The sequence below is a fragment of the Roseospira navarrensis genome, assembly GCF_009601025.1.
GTDB classification, from domain to species: Bacteria; Pseudomonadota; Alphaproteobacteria; order Rhodospirillales; family Rhodospirillaceae; genus Rhodospira; species Rhodospira navarrensis.
Map to the genome: position 1 here is coordinate 1 of NZ_WIVE01000060.1, position 24,759 is coordinate 24,759.

Sequence of the window (24,759 nt, forward strand, 5' to 3'; positions counted from 1 at the left end):
GCCGAACAAACACAGAACACCGTTACCCATGTTGCCGGTCAATAGTGTTACCCATGTTCCCGGTTGCTCACGGGTGGACATCACCGACCCGAACCCCACCCTCCCGCCGCGCCGTCCCGACCGCCCCGCCCGGCAATCTCTGCCTACCGTTAAGGAGTTCTTCAGCCTCCACCGCTAGCCTGATGTTGGGTCAAGGGCGACCGGCGCACCCGGTCATGGGGTCGGCCGCCGACCGGCCGGGCACGCTCCCGCGCCCCCGCGACCCGTCTTGCGAACCGCACCATCAGTCAAGCCCGCCCAGCGGGCCGCCCGAGCGGAGGGGCATGCCTTGAACGGCCTTTCGGAGCAGATGCGCGCCCTTGGACCCGCCCGCCTGGCCGCGATTGCCGGCGTGGCGGTGGCCTTGATCGGCCTCGTCATCTTTTTTGCCACGCGCCTGACCTCGGAGCCCTACGAGCTTCTGTACAGCGGCCTGGAACAGGCCGACGCGCAGTCCATCGTCCAGACCCTGGAAGCGCAGAACATCCCCTTCCAGTTGGCCAACAACGGCACCGAGATCCTGGTGCCCGCCAGCAGCCGCGACCGCATGCGGCTGGAGACGGCGGAACAGGCGGTGGGCGGCAGTGCCTCGGTCGGCTATGAGGTGTTCGACAACTCCAGCGCCCTGGGCTCGACCAACTTCATCCAGAACGTCAATCTGGTTCGCGCCCTGGAAGGCGAGCTGGCCCGCACCATCCGGTCGATCGACGACGTCCGCCACGCCCGCGTCCACCTGGTGCTGCCCAAGCGCGAGGTGTTCTCGCGCGAGACGCTGGAGCCGTCGGCCTCGGTCGTGGTCGCCACCGGCGGCCGCACGCTCGACGCCAGTCAGGTGGTCGCCATCCAGAATCTGGTCGCGGCCGCCGTGCCCAAGATGACCACCCAGCGCGTCTCCATCGTGGACGAGTCCGGCGCCATGCTCACCCGCGGCATGGACGAGGACGGCAGCATGGCCGCGCTGACCCAGGACGAGATGCGCCGGGCCGAGGAACAGCGCCTGGCCCGCGCCATCGAAACCCTGCTGTCGCGCACGCTCGGCCCCGGCCGTGTGCGCGCCGAGGTGACGGCGTCCATGAACTTCGACCGCGTGGTCACCAACGAGGAACTCTTTGACCCGGACACCCAGGTGGCCCGCTCGACCGTGACCATCGAGGAGAACGCGAGCAGCCAGGATCAGGAGCCATCCCCGGTCACCGTCGGCCAGAACCTGCCCGAGGGCCAGTTCAACCAGGAGGGCGGGGCCGGCTCCCAGACCAACGAATCGCGCACCGAGGAAACGGTCAACTACGAAATCTCGCGCACCGTCACCAACAGCGTGCGCGAAAGCGGCGTGGTGGACCGCCTCAGCGTGGCCGTGCTGGTGGACGGCAAACGCCCGACCGGCGCCGACGGCACGCCGACCTACGAGGCGCGCACCGAAGAGGACATGGAGAAGATCACCGCGCTGGTCCGCTCGGCCATCGGCTACGACCAGCAGCGCGGCGATCAGCTCGAAGTCATCAACATGGAGTTCGCCGACCTCGACAGCATGTTCGCCGAGGAAGAGCCCTGGATGTTCATGGGCTTCACCAAGGACGAGATCATGCGCATGGCCGAGGGTCTGGGCGTCGCCATCGTCGCCATCCTGGTCATCCTGCTGGTGGTCCGCCCGCTGGTCACCAAGGCCTTCGAGAGTCTGCCCTCGGGCGCGGACGGCGGGGCCACCGGCCTGCTGTCGGCCGAGGCCGCCGGCGCGCCCCAGTTGCCCGGTCCCGTGACCGCGCCGGTGCCGATCGGCCTGGGCGACGAGGACATGGAGGATCTGGACGAGCTGATCGACATCGAAAAAGTCGAAGGGCGTGTCAAGGCCTCCAGCCTGCGCAAGATCGGTGAGATCGTGGACAAGCACCCCGAGGAAGCGCTCAGCATCGTCCGCAACTGGCTCTATCAGGACGCCTGAGCCGGCCGCAGCAGACCCCAAGACAACGGAGACCGTGCCGTGGGCCGCGTCAAGGAAGACTATCGAAGCCTCACCGGGCCCCAGAAGGCCGGCATCATGATGCTGTCCCTGGGCGAGGATCACTCCGCCAAGCTGTTCTCCCTGATGGACGACGAGGAGATCCGCGAACTGTCGCAGGTGATGGCGAACCTGGGCACCATCAGTTCCAATCTGGTCGAACGCCTGTTCGTGGAGTTCGCCGACGCCATCTCCAACACGGGCTCGCTGGTCGGCTCCTACGACACCACGGAACGCCTGCTGGTCCGCTCGCTGCCGAAGGACCGGGTCGAGACCATCATGGAGGAGATCCGGGGTCCAGCCGGCCGCACCATGTGGGACAAGCTGGGCAACGTGAACGAACAGGTCCTGGCCAACTACCTGAAGAACGAATACCCGCAGACGGTCGCCGTCGTGCTTTCCAAGATCAAGCCGGACCACGCCGCCCGCGTCATGTCGCTGCTGCCCGAGAACTTCGCCATGGAAGTGGTGATGCGCATGCTGCACATGGAAGCGGTGCAGAAGGAGGTTCTGGACGGCGTCGAGAAGACCCTGAGGACGGAATTCATGTCGAACCTGGCCCGCACGGCGCGCCGCGACGCGCACGAGATGATGGCCGAGATCTTCAACAGCCTCGACCGCAACACCGAGAACCGCTTCGTCACCGCGCTGGAGGAACGCAACCGCGAATCCGCCGAGCGCATCAAGCAGCTCATGTTCACCTTCGAGGACCTCTCCCGGCTGGATCAGCAGGGCATCCAGGTGCTGCTGCGCCACGTCGAGAAGGACAAGCTGGGCCTGGCCCTCAAGGGCGCGTCCACGGGTATCCAGGACATGTTCTTCAAGAACATGTCGGAACGCGCCGGCAAGATGCTGCGCGAGGACATGGAGGCCATGGGCCCCGTCCGCGTGCGCGAGGTGGACGAGGCCCAGAACGTCATCGTCACGATGGCCAAGGAACTCGCCAACAGTGGTCAGATCGTCATCTCGGACGGCAAGGAGGAAGACGAGCTGGTGTACTGACGCCCGCCCCGGCGCCGGTCCCGGCGCCCGGTCCGGCGATCCCCCGTTCCGGTTCGCCCTGTCCTGTCCCGCCCCGCCTCGCGGGGCGCGCGGGTCCCCTCGCGCCCCCCCTCGCGCTCTGGAGTGCCTCTCGCAGATGGCCACGGTCCACAAATTCCTGTTCGACCGATCCTTTGACGACCCCCGCCCCGGTCACGCGACCCGGCGAAAGGCGAACCGCGCGGCGGATGCGACCAAGCCCGCCGACGCCGGCGGACCGATTGACCCGAACGGGGCGGCCGAGGCGGCCGAGGCGGAAAGCTACGCGGGCCTCGACCGCCGCCGCCATCCGCGCGAGGACCCCGCCCCGCCGCCGCCCGAGATGTTCACCCGCGAGCAACTCGACGCGGCCCGGGAAGAGGGCTACATCAAGGGCCACACCCAGGCGCTGGAGGAGGCCGCGACCGCCGACAGTCACGTGACCGCGACCGCGCTGAAGACGATCGTCGCCGCCATCGACCGCATGGACGCCGAGGAACAGGCCCGCGTGACCGCGTTGCAGAAGACCGCGACCCGGCTCGCCCTGGCGGTCACGCGCCGGGTCCTGCCGGCCACCGGCGAGGCCCAGGCCGGCGATGAGATCGAACACCTGATCGCGCGCATCCTGCCCGACATGCTCGACCAGCCGCGGCTGGTGGTGCGCGTCAACGGCGCCCTGGCCGAGGTGGTGCGCAGCGCGGTGCGTGGCCTGCAGACCACCAGCGGCTATGAGGGGCGCGTGGTGGTCCGGCCCGACAACGCGCTCGCCCGGGAGGACTGCCGCCTGGAGTGGGGCGAAGGCGGGATCGAACGGGACACGGCGCGCCTTTGGGAGGATATCGAGGCGGCCGTCTCGCGCCACCTCAATGAAGCCGTGCCGCCGGCCCCGGCGCCCGACACACGGGCGCCCGCCCCACCGGACGGGGGGCACGACGCCGCCCCCGAGGCTTCGGCCGAAGGGTCTTTCGACATCGCGACCGAGGCCGAGCCGGTGATGCCGGCGGCGGCCGGTCCGGCCCATGACAGCGCGCGCGCGGAACAGGATTAGGGAGACAGGCATGTCCGACGACGGCGATTTCAACCTGGACGAACTGGACGACCCGAAAGGCCGGGCCGACAAGGACGACGGGGGCGGCGAGCCCGAGACCACCCACGTGCCCGACCGGCCCCGCTCGGCCTCGGACCTGGAGGCGGTCTACGACATCCCCGTGCAGGTCTCGGCCGTGCTCGGCAAGTCCCATATGCAGGTCAACCAGCTCCTGAAGCTGGGGCGCGGCGCGGTGGTTGAGCTGGACCGCAAGGTGGGCGAGGCCATCGACATCTACGTCAACAACCGTCTGGTCGCGCGCGGCGAGGTGGTGGTCGTCGAGGAACGCCTGGGTGTCACCATGACCGAGATCATCAAGACGGACCGGAGCTGACCGGATGGCCGACGGTGGCTTCTTCGGGGACCGCCCGCGCCGCGAGGTGACCAGCGAGAGCCGGTCCGGTCTCGATCTGGCGACGGTGCTGGGCATCGGCGGCGCGTTGGCCCTGATCGGGCTCGCCATGATCCTGGGCGGCTCGCCGGGCTCGTTCCTCGACATTCCGGCGATCCTGATCGTCGTGCTGGGCACCTTCGCGGTCACCATGGCGTCGTTCTCGATGGACGAGATCATGAGCACCGTCGCCGTGTTGCCCCGCGCCGTCACCCATCCCCGGGTGGACGCGGGCGACGCCGCCGAACGGGTGCTCGATCTGGCCGGCAAGGCCCGGGCGCGCGGTCTGCTCAAGATGCAGGGGGCGACCCTGGAGGGCACCGCCGACGAACCGTTCCTGCATCGGGGCCTGGAACTGGTGATCGATGGCATCGCCGAAGATGAAGTGGAGGCCATGCTGCGCCGGGAGATGGAGGCCACGGCGGCCCGCCGGGCGCGGGGCGTGGGCATCCTGCGGCGCTGCGCCGAGGTGTCGCCGGCCATGGGCCTGATCGGCACCCTGGTCGGTCTTGTGCAGATGCTGGGCAACCTGGACGATCCGGCGCGCATCGGCCCCAGCATGGCCGTCGCGCTGCTGACGACGTTCTACGGCGCCATCCTGTCCAACGTCGTGTTCGCGCCCCTGGCCAGCAAGCTGGACCGCAACGCCGCCGAAGACCAGTTGGTCCAGCACCTGTACGTTCTGGGGGTGCTGTCCATCGCCCGGAAGGAAAACCCTCGCCGCCTGGAAATGCTGCTGAACAGTGTCCTGCCGCCTCATCAACGGGTCCGTCACCTTCATGTCTAGGGTCATGCTTTTTCCCTGCCCGTCCCTCGCGCCCGCTCCCCGCCTGTCCTGCGCGGAGGCCCGGCCATGCGCGTGATGATCGTGGGGGCCATGGAAGGACAGGTGGGCGCCGCCGCCCGCATCGCGGTGCAGCGGGGCGCGACCGTGACCCAGGCCGGGGACGTGACGGCGGCGCTGGACATCCTGCGCGGCGGAAAGGGAGCCGACCTGGTGATGATCGATGCGCGGTTCGACGTCGGCGGGCTGATCGAGGCCCTGGCCGCCGAACACATCGCCGCCCCCGTGGTGGCCTACGGCATCGGCAGCGACTCCCGGGTGGCGGTCAAGGCCATCAAGGCCGGGGCGAAGGAGTTCATTCCCCTGCCCCCCGACCCGGACCTGATCGCCGCGGTGCTGGAGGCCGTCGCGGCCGAGCGGCACGCCCTGGTCTATCGCGACCCGGCCATGGCGCGCGTCGTGCAGATGACCGAGCAGGTGGCCGCCAGCGACGCCAGCGTGCTCATCACCGGCGAATCCGGCACCGGCAAGGAACTGATCGCCCGCCATCTGCACCGCCGCAGCCGGCGGACGGACGGCCCCTTCATCGCCGTGAACTGCGCCGCCATCCCGGAAACCCTGCTGGAAAGCGAGTTGTTCGGCCACGAGAAGGGCGCCTTCACCGGCGCCGTGGCGCGGCGCGTCGGCAAGTTCGAGGAGGCCAGCGGCGGCACCCTGCTGCTGGACGAGATCTCCGAGATGGACGTGCGCCTGCAGGCCAAGTTGCTGCGCGTGCTGCAGGAACGCGAGATCGACCGCATCGGCGGCAAGCAGCCCGTGAAGGTCAACACCCGCATCCTGGCCACGTCCAACCGCGACCTGCGGACCGAGGTGACCGCCGGACGGTTCCGCGAGGACCTGCTGTTCCGCCTGAACGTCATCACCCTGGCCCTGCCCCCGCTGCGCCAGCGGCCGCAGGACATCGACCTGCTGGGCGACCACTTCGCCCGCAAGTATGCCGAGGTCAACCAGGTGCCGCCGCGCGCGCTGTCGCCAGCCGCCAAGGCCGCCCTCCGCGGGCATTCCTGGCCGGGCAACGTGCGTGAGCTGGAAAACGCCATGCACCGCGCGGTCCTGCTGGCGACGGGCCCGGAGATCGGACCGGAGGCCGTCATGCTCGACCCGGACGGCCGCCCCATGAGCGCGGCCGCCGGAGTGGCGGGCATCGGCGGCGGTGGGAGCGCGGAGCCGCAGGCCGCCGCCGGCACCTCCGGCCTGGTGGGCCGGACGGTGGCCGATGTGGAACGGGACCTGATTATCGACACGCTGCGGCACTGCCTCGGCAATCGCACGCACGCCGCGACCATTCTGGGCATCTCCATCCGGACGCTCAGGAACAAGCTGCGCCAGTACACCGACGAGGGCGTGGCGGTGCCGGCCCCCGGCGGCGGGGCCGGCGGGGACACCCAGGCGCTGCCCTGACGCCCACCGCTGACGGCGCGCCCTCCAGGGCAACGCTCCGGGCGGACGCACCAAGACACGAGAGACAGTGGCCATGGCCGACGACACACAGGCTCAGGGACGCGCGGTCGCCACCGGCGGCGGGGGCGACGGCGCGGGGGGCGGCGCCGGGGGCGGCGGCGGCTTTGACGGCGCCGCGCTCTGGCAGCGCATCAACGAGACCCTCTTCCGAGGCGAAGTGGGTCTGGCGCTGGGCGTGGTGGCGATCCTGGTCGTGCTCATCATGCCCATGCCGCCGTGGCTGCTGGACATCATGCTGGCGCTGTCGCTGACCTTCTCCACCCTGGTGCTGATGACGGTCATCTACGTCCGCAAGTCCATGGAGTTCAACGCGTTCCCCATGGTGCTGCTGATCGCCACGCTGATGCGGCTGGCGCTGAACCTGGCCTCGACCCGCCTGATCCTGGCGGACGGCCATGAGGGATCGGACGCCGCCGGCGAGGTCATCGAGGCCTTCGGCGGCTTCATCATGGGCGGCAACTTCGTGATCGGCGTGATCGTGTTCGCCATCCTGGTGCTGGTCAACTTCATGGTCATCACCAAGGGTGCCACCCGTATCGCCGAGGTGTCGGCGCGGTTCACCCTGGATGCCATGCCGGGCAAGCAGATGGCCATCGACGCCGATCTGTCCAGCGGCCTCATCACCGAGGACCAGGCCCGCGACCGCCGCGAGGAGATGCAGAAGGAGGCGGACTTCTTCGGCGCCATGGACGGCGCCTCCAAGTTCGTGCGCGGCGACGCCATCGCCGGCATTCTCATCACCGCCATCAACATCGTCGGCGGCATGGTCATCGGCATGGTGCAGGGCGGCCTGAGCTTTTCCGAGGCCGCCGATGTCTACACCCGCCTGACGGTCGGCGACGGCCTCGTCTCGCAGATCCCTGCCCTGATCGTGTCGGTCGCGGCCGGCATCATGGTCGCCAAGGGCGGCCTGAAGGAAAGCGCCGAGTCCACCCTGGTCGGGCAGTTCACGGCCTATCCCCGCGCGCTGGGCATGAGCGCCGTGCTCGCCATGGCCCTGGCCCTGCTGCCGGGCACGCCGTTCCTGCCGTTCACCCTGCTGGCGCTGGGGGCCGGCGGCGGGGCGCTTTGGCTCGACCAGAAGGCCCGGCAGGTCGCCAAGGACACCGCCGAAACGGAAAAGACCGAAGCGGCCGCCGTGCCGGTCGCCGAAGAGCCCATCGCGACCGCGCTCAAGATCGACCTGGTCCGCCTGGAACTGGGCTACGGCCTGCTGTCGCTCATCAACAGCCCGGGCACCACCCGTCTGACCGACCAGATCAAGGCGCTGCGCCGCTCGCTGGCCATGGAGATGGGCTTCGTCATGCCCTCGGTCCGCATCCAGGACAACATGCAGCTCGGCGCCAACACCTACATCGTCTACGTCAAGGAGGTGGAGGCCGGGCGCGGCGAGCTGCGCCCCAACATGCTGCTGGTCATGGACCCGCGCGGCGAGGACATCACCCTGCCGGGCGAGAAGACCACCGAGCCCACCTTCGGCCTGCCGGCGGTCTGGTCCGACCTGTCCAACCGCGAAGAGGCGATGTTCCGGGGCTATACCGTCGTGGACCCGCCCACGGTCATCACCACCCACCTGACCGAGGTGGTGAAGGACAACATGGCCGAACTGCTGTCTTTCGCCGAGACCCAGAAGCTGCTGGACGAACTGGAAAAGGAGCACCAGAAGCTGATCGCCGACCTGGTGCCCAACCAGATCACCATGAGCGGCATCCAGCGCGTGCTGCAAAACCTGCTGAACGAGCGCGTCTCGATCCGCGATCTGCCCACCATCCTGGAGGGCATCAGCGAGGCCACCGCCTCCACCCGCAACGTCCTGCTGGTGACCGAGCACGTGCGCGGACGCCTCGCCCGGCAGTTGTGCGACACGAACGTCAATGGGGACGGCGTGGTGCCGCTGGTCACCCTCTCGGCCCAGTGGGAACAGGAGTTCATGCAGTCCCTGGCCGGCCAGGGCGAGGACCGCCAACTGACCATGGCGCCCTCGAAACTGCAGGAGTTCATTGTCTCCGTGCGCCAGATCTTCGAGCGCTTCGCCATGCAGGGTGAATCCCCGGTGCTGCTGACCAGCCCGGGCATCCGGCCCTACGTGCGCTCGATCGTGGAACGGTTCCGCCCCACCACGCCCGTCATGTCCCAGAACGAGATCCACCCAAAAGCGAGGATCAAGACGTTAGGACAGATTTAAGACACCCTGCACTAAAGTTGGTGCCAGGGAGAGAGCCGGGTCCGCCCAGGGGCACAGGCACGTGTTTTTCGTGCGAGTCCGCGCCAGGCAACCGGCCCGCGCCGTTCGGCCAGCGGTTCGTCGTCCGCCCCCGCTGGCCCATGAGGGAACCGCCGGTCGATGCGGCTGAAATGCTACTCCGCACCCAGCATGGCCGAAGCCATGGCGCTGATCCGCCAGGAACTGGGGGACGATGCCGTCATCGTCTCGACCCAGCGCGCGGCCGGCGACGGCGGCATCCGGATCACGGCCGCCGTCGAGGAGCCGGGCCAGGACGGTGATCTGCGCTCGGCCCTGGCCGCCGAGCGAAGCGGCATCCCTGCCGAGCTGTCCGACCCCCGCGTGCTGGAGGTCCAGTCCGCCCTGGAATACCACGGCGCCCCCCAGCGCCTGATCGACCGCATTCTGAGGCTGGTCCCGGAGTCCGAGGCCGACGACGGCATCGGCGCCTGTGCCAGCGCCCTGGACGACATCTTCGCCTTCGCCCCCCTGCCCGAACGCAAGTCGCCGCGCCCGTTCCTGATCTGCGGGCCGCCCGGTGTCGGCAAGACCATCTCGGTCGCCAAGCTGACCGCGCGCGCCCGCCTGGCCAACCGGCCGGTGGGCGTCATCAGCGCCGACTCCGTCCGGGCCGGCGCCGTGGCCCAGCTCGCCGCCTTCACCCGAATCCTGGATGTGGAACTCAAGCGGGCGCGCGGCCCGGAGTCCCTGCGCGACCTGGTCGAGGACAGCATCGGCGTGCACGATCTGGTGTTCATCGACAGTCCGGGGATCAACCCCTTCTCCAAGCACGACATCGCCTTTCTTCGGGAACTGATCGAGGCCGCCGACGTGGAGCCGATTCTGGTGCTGGCCGCCGGCATCGACCCCATGGAAGGGGCCGAGGCCGGGGAAAGCTTCGCCAAGGTGGGCGCCACACGCCTTTTGGCAACACGGCTCGACATGGCGCGCCGCCTGGGTGGTATTCTGGCGGCCGTGGATCAGGGGCAGCTCATGTTCAGTGAAGTCACCATCAGTCCCCACGTCGCCAACGGATTGATCCCCATCCATCCGATGTCGCTGGCGCGTCTGATTCTGCCGCGGCGAACCCAGGACGCGGACCAGCCGCCCCCAGAGTCCGGCTCCGACGGCAGTGAAGCAGACGCTGCCGAACCCCTAGTCGCCGAGGCTTCCCGATGACGACGATTGATCCCGCCATGGCTCCCCGGGCGCCCGCCCCCGACGTCCGGGACAACGTGATGGCCATCGCCTCGGGCAAGGGCGGCGTCGGCAAGACCTGGTTCGCCATCACCCTGAGCCATGCGCTCTCCAAGCGCGGGCAGAACGTGCTGCTGTTCGACGGCGACCTGGGGCTGGCCAACATCGACATCCAGCTTGGCCTGATGCCGGACCACGACCTGGGGAGCGTGGTGGCCGGCAAGCTGACCCTGAACCAGGCCGCCAACCGCTACGACATGGGCGGGTTCGACGTCATCGCCGGGCGCTCGGGCTCGGGCAGCCTCGCCAACATCCCACCCAGCCGTCTGCAACTGGTGGCCGAGGACCTGGGCCTGCTGGCCCGCGACTACGACCGCGTCATTCTCGACCTGGGGGCCGGCGTGGAAAAGGCCGTGCGCCAGTTGGCCGCCGCCGCCCAGACCATCCTGGTGGTGACGTCCGACGAGCCCACGGCGCTGACCGACGCCTACGCCTTCATCAAGATCAACTGCATCGAGCGCCCGCAGACGGACATCCGGATCGTGGTCAACGCCGCCAACTCGACCCGCGAGGGGGAGCGGACCTACAGCACGCTTCTGAAGGCCTGTCAGGGCTTCCTGCGCATCTCGCCGCCGCTGGCCGGGGTGGTGCGCCGGGACACGCGGGTGCGCGAATCCATCCGCAACCAGACGCCGCTGCTGACCCGCTATCCGAACAGCGAGGCCGCGCTTGACGTGGAGGCCCTGGCGGACCGCCTGCTGGCGGAGTAACGGGCCGCTCTTCGGCACGCCCGCCCGCCCGCGCACGCGAGTCATACCGCCCGGCCTGGGACGATGCGTCATGGGGTCGGGCGGCCGGTGCGACCGCACCGGCGCCGCGAAGCGGCGGATGGCCTTTGTCCTTAATGGTCAGGACAAAGGCCGGCCAGGAAAAAGGGGCGTCCCGCATGTCCACCGTCCCCCCGCCGCTGCCGCCCACCGTGGGCGGCACGCCCATGCCCGCCCCGGCCCCGGCAATGGTCATCGTGACGCGCCCGCCCCCGGCCGTCGCCGCGCTGCCGCCGGACGCCGTGGTGCAGGCCACCGTGACCCAGGGGGCCCGCCCGGGGCAGCCCGTCCTCCTCGACACCCCTCTTGGTCCGCTTGAGGTGCGCGCCGGCCAGGCCCTGCCCCGGGGCGCCTCCCTGACGCTGGTGCTCAACACCACGGGGCCCGAACAGGCCCAGTTCCGGTTGACCAGCCTGAACGGCCGCGCCATCGGGCCGGGCGCCGCCGCGCTGTCCACCGCGTCGGGACAGACGGCGGCGGCGGCGGCGGGCTCCTCCGCCAGCGCGGCGCTCGGGACGCCCCGCCTGCCCGGCGCGATGACCGCCACGGTGCTGACGCAGAGCGGGGCGAACGCCGGTGGCGGGGCGACGGCGGCTCCCCCCGGTCCGCCCGGTGCCATGCTGCCCGTCGGCACGCGCCTGACGGTGCAGTTGGTCTCCGTTCAGGCCCCCGGCGGCACGGGCGGCGCCGCGCCCGGGGCCGGCCCCGCGTCCGGTGCGGGTCAGGCCGCGCCCGCCGCCACGGTCCCCGCCGGGACCGGGACAGGAACCGGCGGCCGCGCCGCGCCGCCGGGCGCCGGGTCCAGCGCGCCGGCTCCCTCTGCGGTCGGCGACCTCTCAGGCCGCCCGGATGGCAGCGCCGGAAGCCGCCCGCTCAGCGCCCTCTCCAGCCTGGTCGCCCGGGTCACGGGCCAGGCCCCGCCGGGCGCGGGCGGTCCCGCACCGATGGCGGGCCCCCTCGCGGGCAGCACCGGGGCGACCGCCGCATCGGGCGGCACCGCGCCCCAAACGCTCACCGGCACGCTGATGACGGCCCCATCAGGTGGCCGCACGCTGCTGGGCACCCAGGCCGGCACGCTGGCCCTGCCCGTCCGCCTGGACGCCCCGCCAGGCAGTCAGGTGACGCTGTCGGTGCTGTCCACCCTGCCGCCCGCACCTACCGGCCCGGCCGCCGCCGGCGCGGCCCTGCCCCAGGGCGGGACAACTGGCTGGCCGGCGCTGACGGAGAGCCTGGACACCCTGAACCGCGCCGACCCCGCCGCCGCGCGCGCGTTGGAGGCCGCCATTCCCCGCCCCGGCCCGCAACTGGCCTTCGCCATGGTCTCGGTGGCGGGCGCCCTGCGCGCCGGCGGAGACATCCGCCAGTGGCCCGGCGAGGGCGTGACCCGCGCGCTGGACCGCGTGGGCGGCCGGGGCGAACAGCTCGCCCAGACGCTGCGGCGGGATCTGGCCGATCTGGCCGGGCGGGCGCGCGAGACCCCGGGCGGCGAATGGCGCGCCATCACCCTGCCCTTCGCCGATCAGGCGGAGATCTCGGCGATCTCGTTGATCCTGCGGGTCCCGGGCGGGGGGCGCGGCGATCGCGACGGCGCGGGACAGGACGGGGACGACGAACGGGCGGGCGGCGGCGAGCCTGGCCAGCGCTTCCTGGTGGACGTCACCCTGTCCGAACTGGGGCGCATCCAGATCGACGGGTTGATGCAGGCCAAGGCCCGGCGGTTGCAGATCATCCTGCGCACGGGCCGCCCCCTGCCGGAGGAGATGTGCCGCGATCTGCAGGTGATCGCGGACACGAGCCTCGCCGCCTTCGGGCTGGACGGCGCCCTGTCCATCCGCGCGGACGAACCGTTCCTCGATCCCCTGCCGGCCGGGGACGGGCCACCGCCGACTCCACCGGGTGGATTGGTGGCGTAGGGCAGGATCTCTGGCCGACGGTCGTGACCGCTCAGACCGGACGGATCAGTTCGACCGGACCGGGATAACGCAACAGCATTTCATCGGCGGTGATCAGGGTCGCGCCTTCCACCATGGCTTGGGCCAACAGAAGGCGGTCGAACGGATCGCGGTGCAGCAGGGGCAGCGCTCCAACCATCAGGGCATGGTCGGCATTGACGGGGACCTCACGGTAACCGGCCGCCCGCACGCCCGCCAGGAGCGCCTCGGGAATGACCTGGAAGTGCGCCCGGCCCAATGCGGCCTTGATGACGATTTCCCAAATGGACACGATGCTGAAGGCCAGGGTATTCGCCGGATCGAAAAACCGTTGACGGGTGTCCGATGAGAGGCGCCTGGAGGTGCCGCCGGCCCACAGCAGGACATGTGTGTCCAAAAGCAGCAGACTCACGTGGCCTTGCCCTCGAACAGGTCGGCAATGAGGTCGGCCTCCATGGTATCGAAATCATCCGGCACGCTGAACGCGCCCTCCATGAACCCCAGGCGCGGCAACGTCGGCTTACTTTGCCCGCCGACAGGCTCCAGACGGGCAACGGGGGTTCCATCGCGTTCCAGCACGATGGTGTCCCCGCGCGCCACGTCGTCCAGCAGGCGCGTCAGGTCCGTTGCGGTGGCCTCGACCGTGACAGTACGCATGGCCTCGTCCTCCCAGAGATCGGGTGCTTATCAATATCCGCCGCTCCAGGCCCGTTCGCAACCCCTTCCCACCGCGCCCTTGCGGCCGATAGACTCCGGCCCATGTGGGGTGCAGTGCCCCATGCGAACGGGATTCCCCGCGATGTTCCTCACTCTCTTCTACGACCTGCGCAAGGCCAAGGTGCCGGTCTCGCTGAACGAGTATCTGACGCTGCTTGAGGCGATGACCGCCCACGTGCCCGGCTACAACGTGGACGACTTCTACTATCTGGCCCGCGCCACCCTGGTGAAGGACGAGCGCAACCTGGACAAGTTCGACCGGGTCTTTGCCGAGGTCTTCAAGGGCCTGGAAAAGCCAGAGGGCGAAGCGGGCATCACCGCCGAGATCCCCGAGGAATGGCTGCGCGCCCTGGGCGAACGCTTCCTGACCGAGGAGGAGAAGAAGGAGGTCGAGGCCCTGGGCGGCTGGGAAAAGCTGATGGAGACCCTCCGCCAGCGCCTGGAGGAGCAGCAGGGCCGCCACGAGGGCGGCAACAAGTGGATCGGCACGCGCGGGACCTCACCCTTCGGCGCCTACGGCTACAATCCCGAGGGCATCCGCATCGGCCAGGACCGCTCACGCCACCGCCGCGCCGTGAAGGTCTGGGACAAGCGCGAGTTCAAGGACCTGGACGATTCCGTCGAGATCGGCACCCGCAACATCAAGGTCGCCATGCGCCGCCTGCGCCGGTTCGCCCGCCAGGGCGCGGCCACCGAGCTGGACCTGGACGACACTATCCGGTCCACGGCGCACCAGGGCGGCCTGCTGGACCTGAAGATGGTCCCGGAGCGGCACAACACGGTGAAGGTTCTGCTGCTGCTGGACGTGGGCGGATCCATGGACGACCACATCCGCATCTGCGAGGAGCTGTTCTCCGCCGCCCGCTCCGAGTTCAAGCACCTGGAGCACTATTACTTCCACAACTGCGTCTACGAGGGCCTGTGGCGCAGCAACGCGCGGCGCTGGCAGGAGCAGATCCCCACCTGGGACGTGCTGCACACCTACCCGCAGGACTACAAGCTGGTGATCGTCGGCGACGCCTCGATGAGCCCCTACGAGATCGCCTATGCCGGCGGCGCGGTCGAGCACTGGAACGAGGACGCGGGCCATGTCTGGATGACCCGCCTGCTGGACCAGTTCCCCCACGCGGTCTGGCTGAACCCGGTGCCGGAGGCGCACTGGCGCTACACCCAGTCGATCCAGATGCTGGAAAAGCTGATGGGCGGGCGCATGTTCCCGCTCACCCTGGACGGCCTGGACCGCGCCATGGGGGAGCTGAATCGATAACGGCGCGCCCGCATCCGGGCGCGCCGCTCACTGAATCGAACGCTAGGTCCGGGCGGACGGATCAGAAGAACCGCTCGCCGATGATGATGATGTCGCCCGGGCTGATGGGCGTGTCCAGTTCGGCCGGCACTCCCTCGCCCGACCCGCCGTACTTCACGGTGATGTCGTCCTCGTCGGCGCGGTAAGTGAACCCGCCGGCGATGGCGACGGCCTTCATCACCGTCAGGTCCGCGACATAGGGGAAGATGCCCTGGTCGTTGACCTCGCCCAGAATGAAGAACGGACGATAGTTCAGCACATCGATGGCCACGTCCGGATTCTGGATGAAGCCGGCGGACAACTTGTCCTCGATGAAGGTCTCGGCGGCCGGAATGGTCATGCCACCCAGGTTCGCTTCGCCGATCAGCGGCAGCGAGACGCCGCCGTTGGCCCCGACCTCGAAGTCTCCGGACAGGTCGGGCTCGCCGAAGACGGTCACCCGGATCACGTCCCCGGGGCCGAGCGAATACCCTTCCTGGGCCACGGCGGCCGGCGCCGCCCAGCCCAGCACCGCGAACAGTGTGAACACCGCGGCAATCAGCGACTTCATGATAGCACTCCCCTTCCTTACGCCCTGCATGGATGCGCCGTGGCACCGGCCGCGCCCCCGATCGGTTCCCGCCTGCTAGTAGCGCAGGGTGATGCCGATCCCCGCCTTGTGTCGGTCATAGTCTGACCCGGGCTGGTTGCTGTCCCGGCTGGTGAAGTTGTACCCCAGATCGAACGTAATGTATCGGTTCATCGTGTAGTCGGCCCCGAGCCGGAACTGGAAGGTATCATCCTCCCGATCGCTCTTCACGAAGTCGTCGTAAATGTACTGCACGTTGCCGTTGACGATCACCGCGCGGCTGACTTCGTGTTCGATCCCCAGGTTCACGATGGTGCTCGCGATACCCGAAATGTCCCCGGACACGGTCGGCCCCGTGGACTGCAGAATGTTCCCGAGCACCGATGTCCGCGCCGTCGGGTTCCAGACCACGTTCAGGCCGCCCACCAGACCGTCGATCCCCTGGATCGGCTCCAGGCGGTCGTCCTCGAAGTACCGGGGCGCGTAGCCGATGAACACCTCGCCCCGCCAGACGGCATCGAAGGTCTTGACCGCCCCCACGATGACATCGAAACCCCAGTTGTCGCGGTCGGGGCCGCCGTCGGCGGTGGGATCGAAGAACTCGCTGTCCACATAGCGGGCGCGGACGTAGATCTCGTCGCCTTCCGCCTGACTGTAACCGACACGCAGGCCGGGCGAGACCACCACGTGGTCGTCGTCGTCGTGGTTGATGTTGGCGCCGGCGACCGTTTCACCGTCGTTGAAGTCCATCCAGGTGGCGGACACATCGGCGGTGGCGGCGTAGATGCCCAGCGAGCGCGACAGCGCCAGGTAGGCCGTGCTGCGGTCGAAGGTCCGGGGCGATTCCGAGGCGTTCACATCGTCCGGACTGCCCCGGCCGATGTGGCCGTGATCGAAGGCCGCGCTGGCCAGGATTTCGGTGCCGCGCTGGACCTCGATGACGCCGTCCGCCTCGAACCCGTAATCGGCGTAGTTCTGGGCGGTCAGGTCCGCGTAGCGGCCGAAGTTGCCCCGCGCCCCCAGATTGAGGGCGTGCACCTTCCAGTCCGACCGCAGGGTGACGCTGGGTTCGATGGTGGCGACGAAATCGCCGTCCGGATCGTCCTCGACGGCGTAGACGTTGCTGTCATAGGCGCCGCCGATGCTCAGGCGCGGGAACACGCGGAACGAGCCGAGACGGCCACCTTGCGGGTTGACGCCCTCGGGCCGGTCGCGCTGGCCGACGCTGCGGGTGAAATCCACCTCAAGGTCCTTGCCGCCCACGCGCAGCAGGGCGTTGGCCCCGGCGGGGCGGCCGCCATAGCGGTTGTCGTCGGGCGTCCAGGCCGGGCTGACCGAATAGCGCTCGACCACGATGCCCTGGCTGCGGCCCCGGTCCACCGCCCGGTCAAGCCGGTAGCGCTCCAGCGCCCGATCGCGGCCCCGATCGAGCCCGCGGTCGGTGATGCGGTCCAGGCTCTGGCCGATTGCCGGCCCGCTCGCGGCAAGAACCCCGACAAGCAGCGCCACGCCTCCGACGCGCCCGACAGACCTGCGGGATCGCCTGCCTTTCCCCCCTGGCGCCATCGCCCGATTACCTCCCTTGCACCGCCCCAGGGACGACGCGGATGCACGGACGCAAGGACACCATGGACGGAGACCCCTGCGTCAGATGCGGCTGGCCGGCTCGGGATCCGCGAACGGCAGCGGTCCCGGATCCGACGGACCACGAAGCCCGCCACGACCGAACACGCTCGCCGGCGCCGACGCCGGGTTGACGCCCCCGGCGGCCGTCTCGAACCCGGCCAGAGCGGCCTGCGCCAGAGCGAGATCGATGGACTCAAGATCACGCAGGGCACACCCATCGGCTGTGGCCCGCTGCTCGGCCGCCTGATACGCCTCGTCAATCTGGGTGAACAACTCGTTGGTCATGATTGAATCTTCAGGTATTCCGGCGTCCGGCGCAAGCGAAACCTCGACCGGCGCCTCGGCTTCCAGCGGCACCACGGCGACGTTCATCAGGTTGACGGCCACCTGCCCGTTGGTGTCGGCGGCGGCCAGCGCATCGCTCACCAGCGCGGTGACGACGGCCGCGGCGGCCTCCGGGTTGTCCTGGGCCATGGTCAGCAGCGCCTGTTCCAGCGCATCCGTCTCGGCGTCGCACAGGCCGTCGTCCTGCAGGTCCGCGAGCACATTGCCTTCGTCCCCGGCGGCCACGGCGTCCATCAGGCGGCGGCGCAGGTCCTCGGCCGTCTCGTCGAAGTCGTCACAGTTGGCCGTCGGCACCGAGCACTGCGGCGCGTCGGCCGGCAGATCCTGCTGCGGGTTGCGGTCCTGCGCGTCGTCCAGGCCCGGCAGGGTCAATGGGGCCTGCGCCAGAGTCTGGGCCATCGCCTGCGTCAGGGCGGGGGCGGGCTGCGATGCCGGCGCCTCGGCGCGGGCAGGCAATGCCAGAGCCATCGCGCACAGTGCGGTGGCCGTCACGGTGGTGCGACATGCGGTGGAAATCATGGCCTGGCCTCCTTGCCGCCAGTGAGTGCCGCCAGTGAGCGTCACTTGGGAGTCGGCGTTGTCGCCGCACCGGGGGAACCAAAGCCTCGGCCCGGCCCGAACGACGGAAACACCGACCCGCACTCGAGGGCGTTCGGTTCAGAATTCTTCAAGAAAAATTTTACGGGACGCCCCCACAGCGATCAAGTCCATTTCCGGCCATACCCCAATGGTCATAGCGCGTGAGGCATCCCGGCCACAAAGGAGGCGGCCGCCTTGTCCTGGGCCGGACACGCCGCCGGGCCGGAATAACGCCCGTCGTTACTCCACGAACGGAAAGATGACGCGGGCCCGACCACTCCGGCCTTGCCATGACTCTTGCCCCGCGACTCTGGCCCGCGACTCTGGCCCGCGACTTTGGCCCGAGACTCTGCCCAGACCGGCGGGATACGGCGCGACCTGCTCGCCCACCGCACAAACGCGCGGCGATCGGACCCTGTGCCCCGAAACACAAAGAGGCACGCCCCCGCCCGCCCATCCGGACGGTCGAGCGCGCACCCCGATGCGATTCGGCGCGACGCGATCCGGGCGCGCCAGAGTCTCGGTCAGATCAACTCGACCTTGCCGGCCATGGGGCCCTTCTTGCCCATGCGGCACAGCATCCGCACCCGCTGCCCGGCTTCCAGGGTGGACAGGCCGGAATACTCAAGGGCGCGGCTGCCGACGTAGACATCCTTGCCGCCGCTGTCGGGCGTCACGAACCCGAAGCCCTTGTCGGCGCTGAAGAACTTGACGACCCCGTCAATTTCTTCCTCGGTGTCGCCGTCCGGGCCACCTGCGACGTGCGCACCCTCAGGCACATCGACCTCATGGATGAAGGCGACCTGCGGCCCCTTCTGACCCATCGACAGGTCGCAAACGATCGTCGCGCCCTCGGGAACATCCCGATAACCCGCGCGCTGGAGCACGGAAATGTGGAGGAACGCGTCGGGTGAGCCATCCGCCAGGGCGACAAAGCCGAAACCCTTGGTGGCATTGAACCACTTTACCGTGGCCGAAGACCGAGACTGCATAGCGGAGGAGAAACCTTCATACGGTGGCGATCATAAAACCGTTCCAGAGATACCTGAAAAATGGCCTGCCGCCAATTCATCTTCGCATCCGAGCAGAATTTTTCGTCAGGATTCGCGCCTGTACAAACGGCCCGCTCCGCCGCGCCGTCCCGCGCCGGCCGGCCCCGTTCGGTCCCAAGACCTTGAGCCGTCACAGGAAAACCCTGGCGCCGCGCTTGGGCTTGCGCGACGGCCCGGACCGGCCCGGCGCCCCGCATTGCCCGGGCCCGAGTCGTGGAAACCCGACAAGGCCCCGAATCCGGAGGCGCCCCGATCATCGCAGGCCGCCGTCCATGGGCAGCGCCTCGGGGTCTTCCGTGGGCTCGGTCCAGCCCCCGCCGCCGGCGTCCTCCGCGCCCTGACCCGGCCGGACCCAGTCCGGTTCGGGGGTGCTCCTGCTCCCCTGCCGGTCGATCAGGTTTTCCACCCGCCGCAGGTTGCGCGACACGATATCGGCCTGTCGCTTGGCGCCGTGCAGTTCATAGGTGTTGGCGGACTGATGGAAGGCTTCCCGCGCCTGATAGAGCGCGCCGGCGTCCTTGGCGAGGCGGAACATCAGGAAGAGCGCCGACCCCAGGTTGTTTTGCGTGGCCGCCCAAAGCAGCGGTGCGGCATCGAGGGTCCTGACCTGCAGGGCGGCGTTGGCCGCGTCCACGGCGCGGCTGAGCACCTCCGGCTTGCGCTCCTGTCCGCCGTAGACCTGCAGCACCTGCGCCAGATCGTGCATGGCCTCCCCCCAGCGCTCCGGCGTCTCGGCGGTGTTGAACACCTGCAGCGCGGCCTGGAAGGCGTTGATGGACTCGCGCAGCGCCGCCGGATCGCCCTCGGCCATGTGGATGCGGTAGCTCAGCAGGCCGAGGCGGTGCTTCAGCCCGGCCCATTCGTAGGGATACAGGTCGCGGTGAAAGGACTCCAGCGCGGCCTTGAAGGCGTCCACCGCCTGACGCGGCCCGACGGAGGGGTGCCCCCGCTCCACCAGCGCCTGCCAGACCAGCCCCAGCGAGCGGTGCAGCACGCCCCATTCCGCGTCGGCATCGCGCGGCAGGTGGCGGATGCCCTCCTCGAAGGCGGCGGCCGCGTGTTCCAGCCAGGCCGGCTCGTTCGCCCAGACGCCGACCACGGCCAGCACGTTGCCATAGCAGGCCACGATCTGCGCCGTCTCCAGCCCGGTCAGCCCATACGGCAGTTCGGTCAGCAACGCCCCGGCCGCCTCCGCCAACGAGGGAAGGGTCTCGACCAGCGTCTTGCCCTGGGCCTCGGTGCGCGGCTCCATGGCCGCCAGGGTCACGGCCTGCACGAGCACATGCCACGCCGGGTCGAAGTCCAGCGGCACGAACAGAGCGTTCTGCGGCGACATCATGCCGACGCGCTCGATTTCCTTGCTGCCCCACGGCGTCAGGAACCGCAGTTCCACCAGGCGACCGGCCGCGTCCGGCCCGCCCCACACCAGCAGGTCGGCGCCGACCTCGCGCAGCATGGGCCGTCCCGCCCCGACCGCGCCGCTGAGCGCCGTGTAGGGGTCCAGCTCCGGCGAGTACGGTACGGCCTTGTCCAGCTTGCGCACGCGGATGCCGCTCAGGCCCTCGACCGCCTCCAGCACGCGGGCGCGCTGGTCGTTGCCGCCCGGACCAGGAAAGCCCGCCACGGCCAGGACCGGCTGGCGGCCCCGGGCCACCCCGGCCAGCGCCCCCTCGGACGTCCTGGGGCCGGTGCTGCCCCGCAGCGCCCCCATCAGGCGGCCCAGCAGGCTGTCGCCCCGGCCCGCGCCGGCAACCGGCGCGCCGCCCTCGCCGGCCGGCACCAGCGCGGTGGACCCGCCCGAGGCCGCCTCGCCCGCGCGCGGCTCGGCCGGCACGTCGGCGATCTGTTCCAGTTGGGCGATGCGGTCGTTGGCGTTGCGCAGACGGCGCGACAGCCGGACCACCAGCCGCAGCGCCATTTCCGGGTCCTCTTCCAGCTTGCGGACGAAGGCCTTGCGGCTGAAGGCATGCAGGCTGACGGGGGTGCGGGCGACGGCGGTGGCGCTGCGCGGGTCCGTGTCCACGGCGCCCATCTCGCCCAACAGTTCGCCCTTGCCCAGCGTGGCGAGTTGAACGAGCCCGCGCTCCGTCTCCTTGACCAGAGTCACCTCGCCCGACGCCACCACATAGGCGGTGGTGCTGGGGTCGCCTTCCCGGAAGATGACGTCGCCGGCTTCGAATCGCTGGACGTTGGACTTGGTGCCTGACATGGACGGGGAACCGTAACGGTGAACAGGGCGCGCGACCGCGCGGGGATCAGGCGCCGGACGCCGGGTCGCCGGATCCGGCCGAGGGCGCCGCCCCCAGGTGGTAGATGCGGTCGCGGTAGATGCGGGCGACCCGACGGGCGTCGCCCTCTCCATGGGTGGCGACCACGAATTTCTCGCCGGCCTCGTCCTCGCCGAACGAGAGGGAGAGCGCCCCCTCCTCCAGCAGCCGACCGACGTCCTCGGGCTCCATCTCCAACGCCTTGGACAGGTTGCCCAGCAGCGTGCTGATCTCCGCGAACATCTCGCGCGTGTCGGTCATCGAAACGATTCCTTCCGGTCGCGTCGGGTCCCAGGGGTCCGGTATCTTTACCAGGGCCGCGCGAAAGTCTAAAGAGAGGGCCTGACGGCGGTCACGGGCAGGTCGTGACCCGCGGGCCTTGTCGCGTCCCGTGTCGGCCGCCAGGAACAAGGGAGGCGAAGCCGTGAGCTACGAGCAGGTCGAGGAAGCCTGGGGCCTCATCGACGAGGCCATGAAGGTCAAGGAGAACGCCGGCAAGGACCTGGAGCCCGACGAGTATTGGGATCCGGTGTTCGCGGGCTCGGACCTGGTGGATACCGCGCGGACCAGGGCCGAGGGCGGCGCGCCCCTGGACAAGGTGTTCCTGAAGTCGCCCTACGGCCTCCAGTTCCGCCGCGAGCACATGGACTGGATCCCGTTCCGCCACGGCGACGTCAAGCTGGATTGATCCGGACGGACCCGCCCCCCGGCCGCTCAGGTCCCCGTGCGGGGCGGCGGCGGCTGAATGTCGGGCAGACCGTCCTCGCCGTCCTGGGCCGCGGGGGGCCGCGACGGCGCCCGGGCCGGCGCGGCGGATGCGGGCCTGACTGACGGCGGCGGTGGCTCCACCCAGCCGTCCGCGTCCGGATCGAAGGCGGCCGCCGGGTCCACCTCTGCGGGCGGCCGGGCCGCGGCGTCGTCCGGGCCAAGCGGAGCCCCATCGCCTTCGCCCGGCCCGTCGCCCGCACCCTCGCCGCTGCTCTCGCCCTCACCCGCCTCGGCCTGCACGGTGGGCGATCCGTCCCACAGCGCCTCGTGAATGGCCTGGGGCTGCTTGATCCCCTTCAGGTCGGCCGCCCCCCGATCGCGGAAGGTCAATTCGGTCCCCTCACACAGGTCCCGGACCACCTGCGACACGAAAATCTGGTTCGTGCTGGCCTGCGCGCAGATCCGCGCGGCCAGCGTCACGGCCAGGCCGTAATAGTCGTTCTCGGCACTGATCGGCTCGCCGGCATTGATGCCGATGCGAATGCGCAGGGGCATTTCGGGCTGGGCCTGGTTGTGGGCCCGCACCGCCTTCAGCACGTCGATCATGCCCCAGACGGAATCCGGCACATGGTCGAAGGTGGCCATGATGCCGTCGCCGGTGTGCTTGATCTCGCGGCCCGAGTAGCGGGCCAGCGCCGCCCGCACCGCCGCGTTGTGCGCGCGCAGGATCTGCTGGGCCTTCTCGTCGCCGATCTCGCTGGTCATGTCGGTCGAACCGACAATGTCGGTGAACACGATGGCGATGGTGTTGCCGGAGACCTTGTGAGTCTTGGGCGTGTTCCAGTCCTCGATGACCATGCCCAGGTTTGCGAACGGTTCCGCCCCCTGGGTGCGGTGCAGGATCATGGCCTCGCGCCCGGCCTGAACCATGTCCCGGTAGCGGTCTTCGTCCAGGTAGTTCTTCAGCCGCTGGACGAACGAGGCCGCCTGCGGCCCGCGGGTGCCCATGATCTCGACCGTCTCGCGCAGCAGGCGCTCGAACTCGGGGTAGGCCAGCCCTCCGGTCTGGGCGATGACGTCGCAGACCCCGGCCAGATACAGGTTGATGCCGAAGCGGTTGTAGGTGTCCAGGCGCGGGCGGATGGCCCGCAAGGCCGCAACATAACTGGCCAGGAACGCCATGGAGGTGTCGCGCGCGGCGACGAACGCCGGGCTGAGTTGCTCTTCCTCGGCCGGGGCCTGATCGTCGCCGTCCCCGTCGGAGCCGCCCTCCTCGCCGTCTGCGTCGTCGTCGTCGTCGTCGTCCGCATCGCCCTCCTTGCGCTTCTTCTTTTTGCGGCGACGCTCCTTTTCCTTCTCGCGCTCCTTCGCTTTCTCCTTCTCCTTTTCCTTTTCCCGGCGCTCGCGCTCCTTCCGGGCCTGCGCCTCCTTCTCGCGCGCCGCCTGCGCCTGCGCCTGCGCCTGGGCCTGCGCCTGGGCATCCGCTTCGCCACCGCCCTCGGCGCCGGCCTCCGCCTCGCCTCCGCTGGCCTGCCCATCCGCCTCGCCGCCCGCGTCCCGCGCGGACGTCTGCGCCTTGTCCGCCACCGACGCCGCCTGACGCCGCGCCGCCGCCGCCTTGGCCCGAGCCCGCCGCCGCTTGCGGTCCTGGCCCTCGGCGAGGATCTGCTTGAGCGGCACCAGCCGGTAGGTCAGCACCAGCCCGCTGGACAGGCATAGCACCACGAAGACGGAAAACAGGGTGCTGTCCAGGGCGTCGCCCTCCAGGGTCACCCCGAAGTTCCGCAGCAGGCTGATGACGACCGGGATCAGGGCGGTGCCGGATGTGGCAATCACCAGACTGCCGATCACCACGAACATGATGCGGGCCATCAGATCGCTGGTGGACAGCGTGGGGCCGGGCCGGGTGCCGCCCCGGGGCTCCGCCTCGTCATCCCCGAACATCGCCAGGTCGGGGGGAATGCGCGCATTGGGGCGGAGCCCGGAGGCGATGGCCGAGGCCCCCGGCCCGCCCGGCTGCAGACCGCCACCGCTTTGCACCTGTTCGCGCCGCTGACGACGCAGAGCCTCGCCGCGCGGGCTCAGATAGACCGTCTGCCCGGAATAGCGCTGGGTGGCCGTGTCATAGTTCTCGCGCACCACCTTGGTCGCACGGCCGAGGAACTCGTCCAGGGACGATGCTTCCTCCATGGCCTTGGCCTTCTCGGTGCTCACGAACCGCGCGTGCAGGACCCACCCGGTGTTTTCCAGCGTGTATACTTCGTAATGGGAGATTGTGGGCATTCACGCCGTCCTGTCGCGGCCTCCGGACCGCAGCGTCCTTGTCGCCCCCGCCGTGACACGGAAGGCTGAGTCGACCACATGCCGGAACCCCCGGGACACGCCCCGGCACGGCCGGGAGCCCGTTGCCAATGTCGGGGACGGACGCTGGCTTGCCGACCGAGTCACAGGGTAAAGGGAGACCCTCCGGAGAACAATAGGCCATGCGATAACGGAAGGCTCAGTTTGCGTTAGATATGCATGCTGGTTGTTTGGGCGAGATAAGTCCGGCGATGCATGCCAGGATTGCACGGG

Annotated in this window: 21 protein-coding genes; 12 read left to right on the forward strand and 9 right to left on the reverse strand. The window is 69.6% G+C overall.

Features of this window, described 5'->3' with window-relative positions; translation table 11 throughout:
* Window positions 1-328: 328 nt before the first annotated feature.
* From fliF to GHC57_RS15370, 10 genes are all read left to right on the forward strand, one after another.
* Complete coding sequence (gene fliF, locus GHC57_RS15325) at window positions 329-1,978, forward strand: flagellar basal-body MS-ring/collar protein FliF (protein WP_153345828.1); 1,650 nt, start codon at window positions 329-331, stop codon at window positions 1,976-1,978.
* Window positions 1,979-2,017: 39 nt separating this feature from the next.
* Window positions 2,018-3,037 (forward strand): flagellar motor switch protein FliG, encoded by a 1,020-nt coding sequence (gene fliG, locus GHC57_RS15330; RefSeq protein WP_170294915.1) that lies wholly within the window; start codon window positions 2,018-2,020, stop codon window positions 3,035-3,037.
* Between the two features lie 136 nt (window positions 3,038-3,173).
* Window positions 3,174-4,103, forward strand: a complete 930-nt coding sequence (locus GHC57_RS15335) for a FliH/SctL family protein (RefSeq protein ID WP_153345831.1) — start codon at window positions 3,174-3,176, stop codon at window positions 4,101-4,103.
* Between the two features lie 10 nt (window positions 4,104-4,113).
* Window positions 4,114-4,476, forward strand: a complete 363-nt coding sequence (gene fliN, locus GHC57_RS15340; RefSeq protein ID WP_153345833.1) for a flagellar motor switch protein FliN — start codon at window positions 4,114-4,116, stop codon at window positions 4,474-4,476.
* Between the two features lie 4 nt (window positions 4,477-4,480).
* Window positions 4,481-5,320 (forward strand): motility protein A, encoded by an 840-nt coding sequence (locus GHC57_RS15345; protein ID WP_153345835.1) that lies wholly within the window; start codon window positions 4,481-4,483, stop codon window positions 5,318-5,320.
* A gap of 66 nt (window positions 5,321-5,386) precedes the next feature.
* Window positions 5,387-6,778: a sigma-54-dependent transcriptional regulator FlbD gene (flbD, locus tag GHC57_RS15350; protein ID WP_153345837.1), complete on the forward strand. Its 1,392-nt coding sequence runs from the start codon at window positions 5,387-5,389 to the stop codon at window positions 6,776-6,778.
* A 73-nt stretch (window positions 6,779-6,851) separates the two neighbouring features.
* Window positions 6,852-9,023 carry a flagellar biosynthesis protein FlhA gene (gene flhA, locus GHC57_RS15355; protein WP_153345839.1) on the forward strand — a complete coding sequence of 724 codons (2,172 nt, stop codon included), beginning with the start codon at window positions 6,852-6,854 and terminating at the stop codon, window positions 9,021-9,023.
* A 159-nt stretch (window positions 9,024-9,182) separates the two neighbouring features.
* Window positions 9,183-10,241 carry a flagellar biosynthesis protein FlhF gene (locus GHC57_RS15360; protein WP_153345841.1) on the forward strand — a complete coding sequence of 353 codons (1,059 nt, stop codon included), beginning with the start codon at window positions 9,183-9,185 and terminating at the stop codon, window positions 10,239-10,241.
* Window positions 10,238-11,029 carry a MinD/ParA family protein gene (locus GHC57_RS15365; protein WP_153345843.1) on the forward strand — a complete coding sequence of 264 codons (792 nt, stop codon included), beginning with the start codon at window positions 10,238-10,240 and terminating at the stop codon, window positions 11,027-11,029. Before GHC57_RS15360 ends, GHC57_RS15365 begins: the two co-directional genes overlap by 4 nt.
* A gap of 176 nt (window positions 11,030-11,205) precedes the next feature.
* Complete coding sequence (locus GHC57_RS15370) at window positions 11,206-12,999, forward strand: hypothetical protein (protein WP_153345845.1); 1,794 nt, start codon at window positions 11,206-11,208, stop codon at window positions 12,997-12,999.
* Window positions 13,000-13,030: 31 nt separating this feature from the next.
* Here GHC57_RS15370 and GHC57_RS15375 read toward each other — a convergent pair whose 3' ends face one another.
* Both GHC57_RS15375 and GHC57_RS15380 read right to left on the reverse strand, forming a co-directional pair.
* Window positions 13,031-13,429, reverse strand: a complete 399-nt coding sequence (locus GHC57_RS15375; RefSeq protein ID WP_343031188.1) for a type II toxin-antitoxin system VapC family toxin — start codon at window positions 13,427-13,429, stop codon at window positions 13,031-13,033.
* Window positions 13,426-13,674, reverse strand: a complete 249-nt coding sequence (locus GHC57_RS15380; protein WP_153345846.1) for a type II toxin-antitoxin system Phd/YefM family antitoxin — start codon at window positions 13,672-13,674, stop codon at window positions 13,426-13,428. The genes GHC57_RS15375 and GHC57_RS15380 overlap by 4 nt, the downstream gene beginning before the upstream one ends.
* Before the next feature lie 142 nt (window positions 13,675-13,816).
* Between GHC57_RS15380 and GHC57_RS15385 the strand changes: the two genes are divergently transcribed.
* Window positions 13,817-15,001 (forward strand): vWA domain-containing protein, encoded by a 1,185-nt coding sequence (locus GHC57_RS15385; protein WP_153345848.1) that lies wholly within the window; start codon window positions 13,817-13,819, stop codon window positions 14,999-15,001.
* A gap of 61 nt (window positions 15,002-15,062) precedes the next feature.
* On the opposite strand, the gene GHC57_RS15390 is transcribed toward GHC57_RS15385, so the two are convergent.
* The 6 genes from GHC57_RS15390 to GHC57_RS15415 form a co-directional block, all read right to left on the reverse strand.
* Entirely contained in the window at window positions 15,063-15,590 is a 528-nt protein-coding gene (locus GHC57_RS15390) for a polysaccharide biosynthesis/export family protein (protein WP_153345850.1), read from the reverse strand.
* Window positions 15,591-15,665: 75 nt separating this feature from the next.
* The gene (locus GHC57_RS15395) at window positions 15,666-17,117 is read right to left on the reverse strand and encodes an outer membrane beta-barrel protein (RefSeq protein WP_170294916.1); all 1,452 of its coding nucleotides are present in this window, start codon (window positions 17,115-17,117) and stop codon (window positions 15,666-15,668) included.
* Window positions 17,118-17,255: 138 nt separating this feature from the next.
* A complete protein-coding gene (locus GHC57_RS15400) occupies window positions 17,256-18,098 on the reverse strand; it encodes a hypothetical protein (RefSeq protein WP_153345854.1) in 843 nt (280 codons plus the stop codon).
* A 584-nt stretch (window positions 18,099-18,682) separates the two neighbouring features.
* Window positions 18,683-19,150, reverse strand: a complete 468-nt coding sequence (locus GHC57_RS15405) for a cold-shock protein (protein WP_153345856.1) — start codon at window positions 19,148-19,150, stop codon at window positions 18,683-18,685.
* A 313-nt stretch (window positions 19,151-19,463) separates the two neighbouring features.
* Window positions 19,464-21,419 (reverse strand): cyclic nucleotide-binding domain-containing protein, encoded by a 1,956-nt coding sequence (locus GHC57_RS15410; RefSeq protein WP_170294917.1) that lies wholly within the window; start codon window positions 21,417-21,419, stop codon window positions 19,464-19,466.
* A gap of 46 nt (window positions 21,420-21,465) precedes the next feature.
* The gene (locus tag GHC57_RS15415; protein ID WP_153345859.1) at window positions 21,466-21,738 is read right to left on the reverse strand and encodes a hypothetical protein; all 273 of its coding nucleotides are present in this window, start codon (window positions 21,736-21,738) and stop codon (window positions 21,466-21,468) included.
* 163 nt (window positions 21,739-21,901) lie between these two features.
* Here GHC57_RS15415 and GHC57_RS15420 point away from each other — a divergent pair, with 163 nt between their 5' ends.
* Window positions 21,902-22,165, forward strand: coding sequence for a hypothetical protein (locus GHC57_RS15420; RefSeq protein ID WP_170294918.1), 264 nt, complete (start codon window positions 21,902-21,904; stop codon window positions 22,163-22,165).
* A gap of 26 nt (window positions 22,166-22,191) precedes the next feature.
* Here the strand turns inward: GHC57_RS15420 and GHC57_RS15425 are convergent, their stop codons facing one another.
* Window positions 22,192-24,468: an adenylate/guanylate cyclase domain-containing protein gene (locus tag GHC57_RS15425; protein WP_153345863.1), complete on the reverse strand. Its 2,277-nt coding sequence runs from the start codon at window positions 24,466-24,468 to the stop codon at window positions 22,192-22,194.
* Between the last annotated feature and the right edge of the window lie 291 nt (window positions 24,469-24,759).

What these genes read in the sequence shown, in the direction of transcription:
- GHC57_RS15410 (WP_170294917.1), bottom strand. Translation starts at nt 21,419, where the DNA reads ATGTCAGGCACCAAGTCCAACGTCCAGCGATTCGAAGCCGGCGACGTC.
- GHC57_RS15365 (WP_153345843.1), top strand. Translation starts at nt 10,238, where the DNA reads ATGACGACGATTGATCCCGCCATGGCTCCCCGGGCGCCCGCCCCCGAC.
- fliN (WP_153345833.1), top strand. Translation starts at nt 4,114, where the DNA reads ATGTCCGACGACGGCGATTTCAACCTGGACGAACTGGACGACCCGAAA.
- GHC57_RS15400 (WP_153345854.1), bottom strand. Translation starts at nt 18,098, where the DNA reads ATGATTTCCACCGCATGTCGCACCACCGTGACGGCCACCGCACTGTGC.
- GHC57_RS15370 (WP_153345845.1), top strand. Translation starts at nt 11,206, where the DNA reads ATGTCCACCGTCCCCCCGCCGCTGCCGCCCACCGTGGGCGGCACGCCC.
- GHC57_RS15360 (WP_153345841.1), top strand. Translation starts at nt 9,183, where the DNA reads ATGCGGCTGAAATGCTACTCCGCACCCAGCATGGCCGAAGCCATGGCG.
- GHC57_RS15345 (WP_153345835.1), top strand. Translation starts at nt 4,481, where the DNA reads ATGGCCGACGGTGGCTTCTTCGGGGACCGCCCGCGCCGCGAGGTGACC.
- GHC57_RS15405 (WP_153345856.1), bottom strand. Translation starts at nt 19,150, where the DNA reads ATGCAGTCTCGGTCTTCGGCCACGGTAAAGTGGTTCAATGCCACCAAG.
- flbD (WP_153345837.1), top strand. Translation starts at nt 5,387, where the DNA reads ATGCGCGTGATGATCGTGGGGGCCATGGAAGGACAGGTGGGCGCCGCC.
- GHC57_RS15335 (WP_153345831.1), top strand. Translation starts at nt 3,174, where the DNA reads ATGGCCACGGTCCACAAATTCCTGTTCGACCGATCCTTTGACGACCCC.
- flhA (WP_153345839.1), top strand. Translation starts at nt 6,852, where the DNA reads ATGGCCGACGACACACAGGCTCAGGGACGCGCGGTCGCCACCGGCGGC.
- GHC57_RS15415 (WP_153345859.1), bottom strand. Translation starts at nt 21,738, where the DNA reads ATGACCGACACGCGCGAGATGTTCGCGGAGATCAGCACGCTGCTGGGC.
- GHC57_RS15380 (WP_153345846.1), bottom strand. Translation starts at nt 13,674, where the DNA reads ATGCGTACTGTCACGGTCGAGGCCACCGCAACGGACCTGACGCGCCTG.
- GHC57_RS15425 (WP_153345863.1), bottom strand. Translation starts at nt 24,468, where the DNA reads ATGCCCACAATCTCCCATTACGAAGTATACACGCTGGAAAACACCGGG.
- GHC57_RS15385 (WP_153345848.1), top strand. Translation starts at nt 13,817, where the DNA reads ATGTTCCTCACTCTCTTCTACGACCTGCGCAAGGCCAAGGTGCCGGTC.
- GHC57_RS15390 (WP_153345850.1), bottom strand. Translation starts at nt 15,590, where the DNA reads ATGAAGTCGCTGATTGCCGCGGTGTTCACACTGTTCGCGGTGCTGGGC.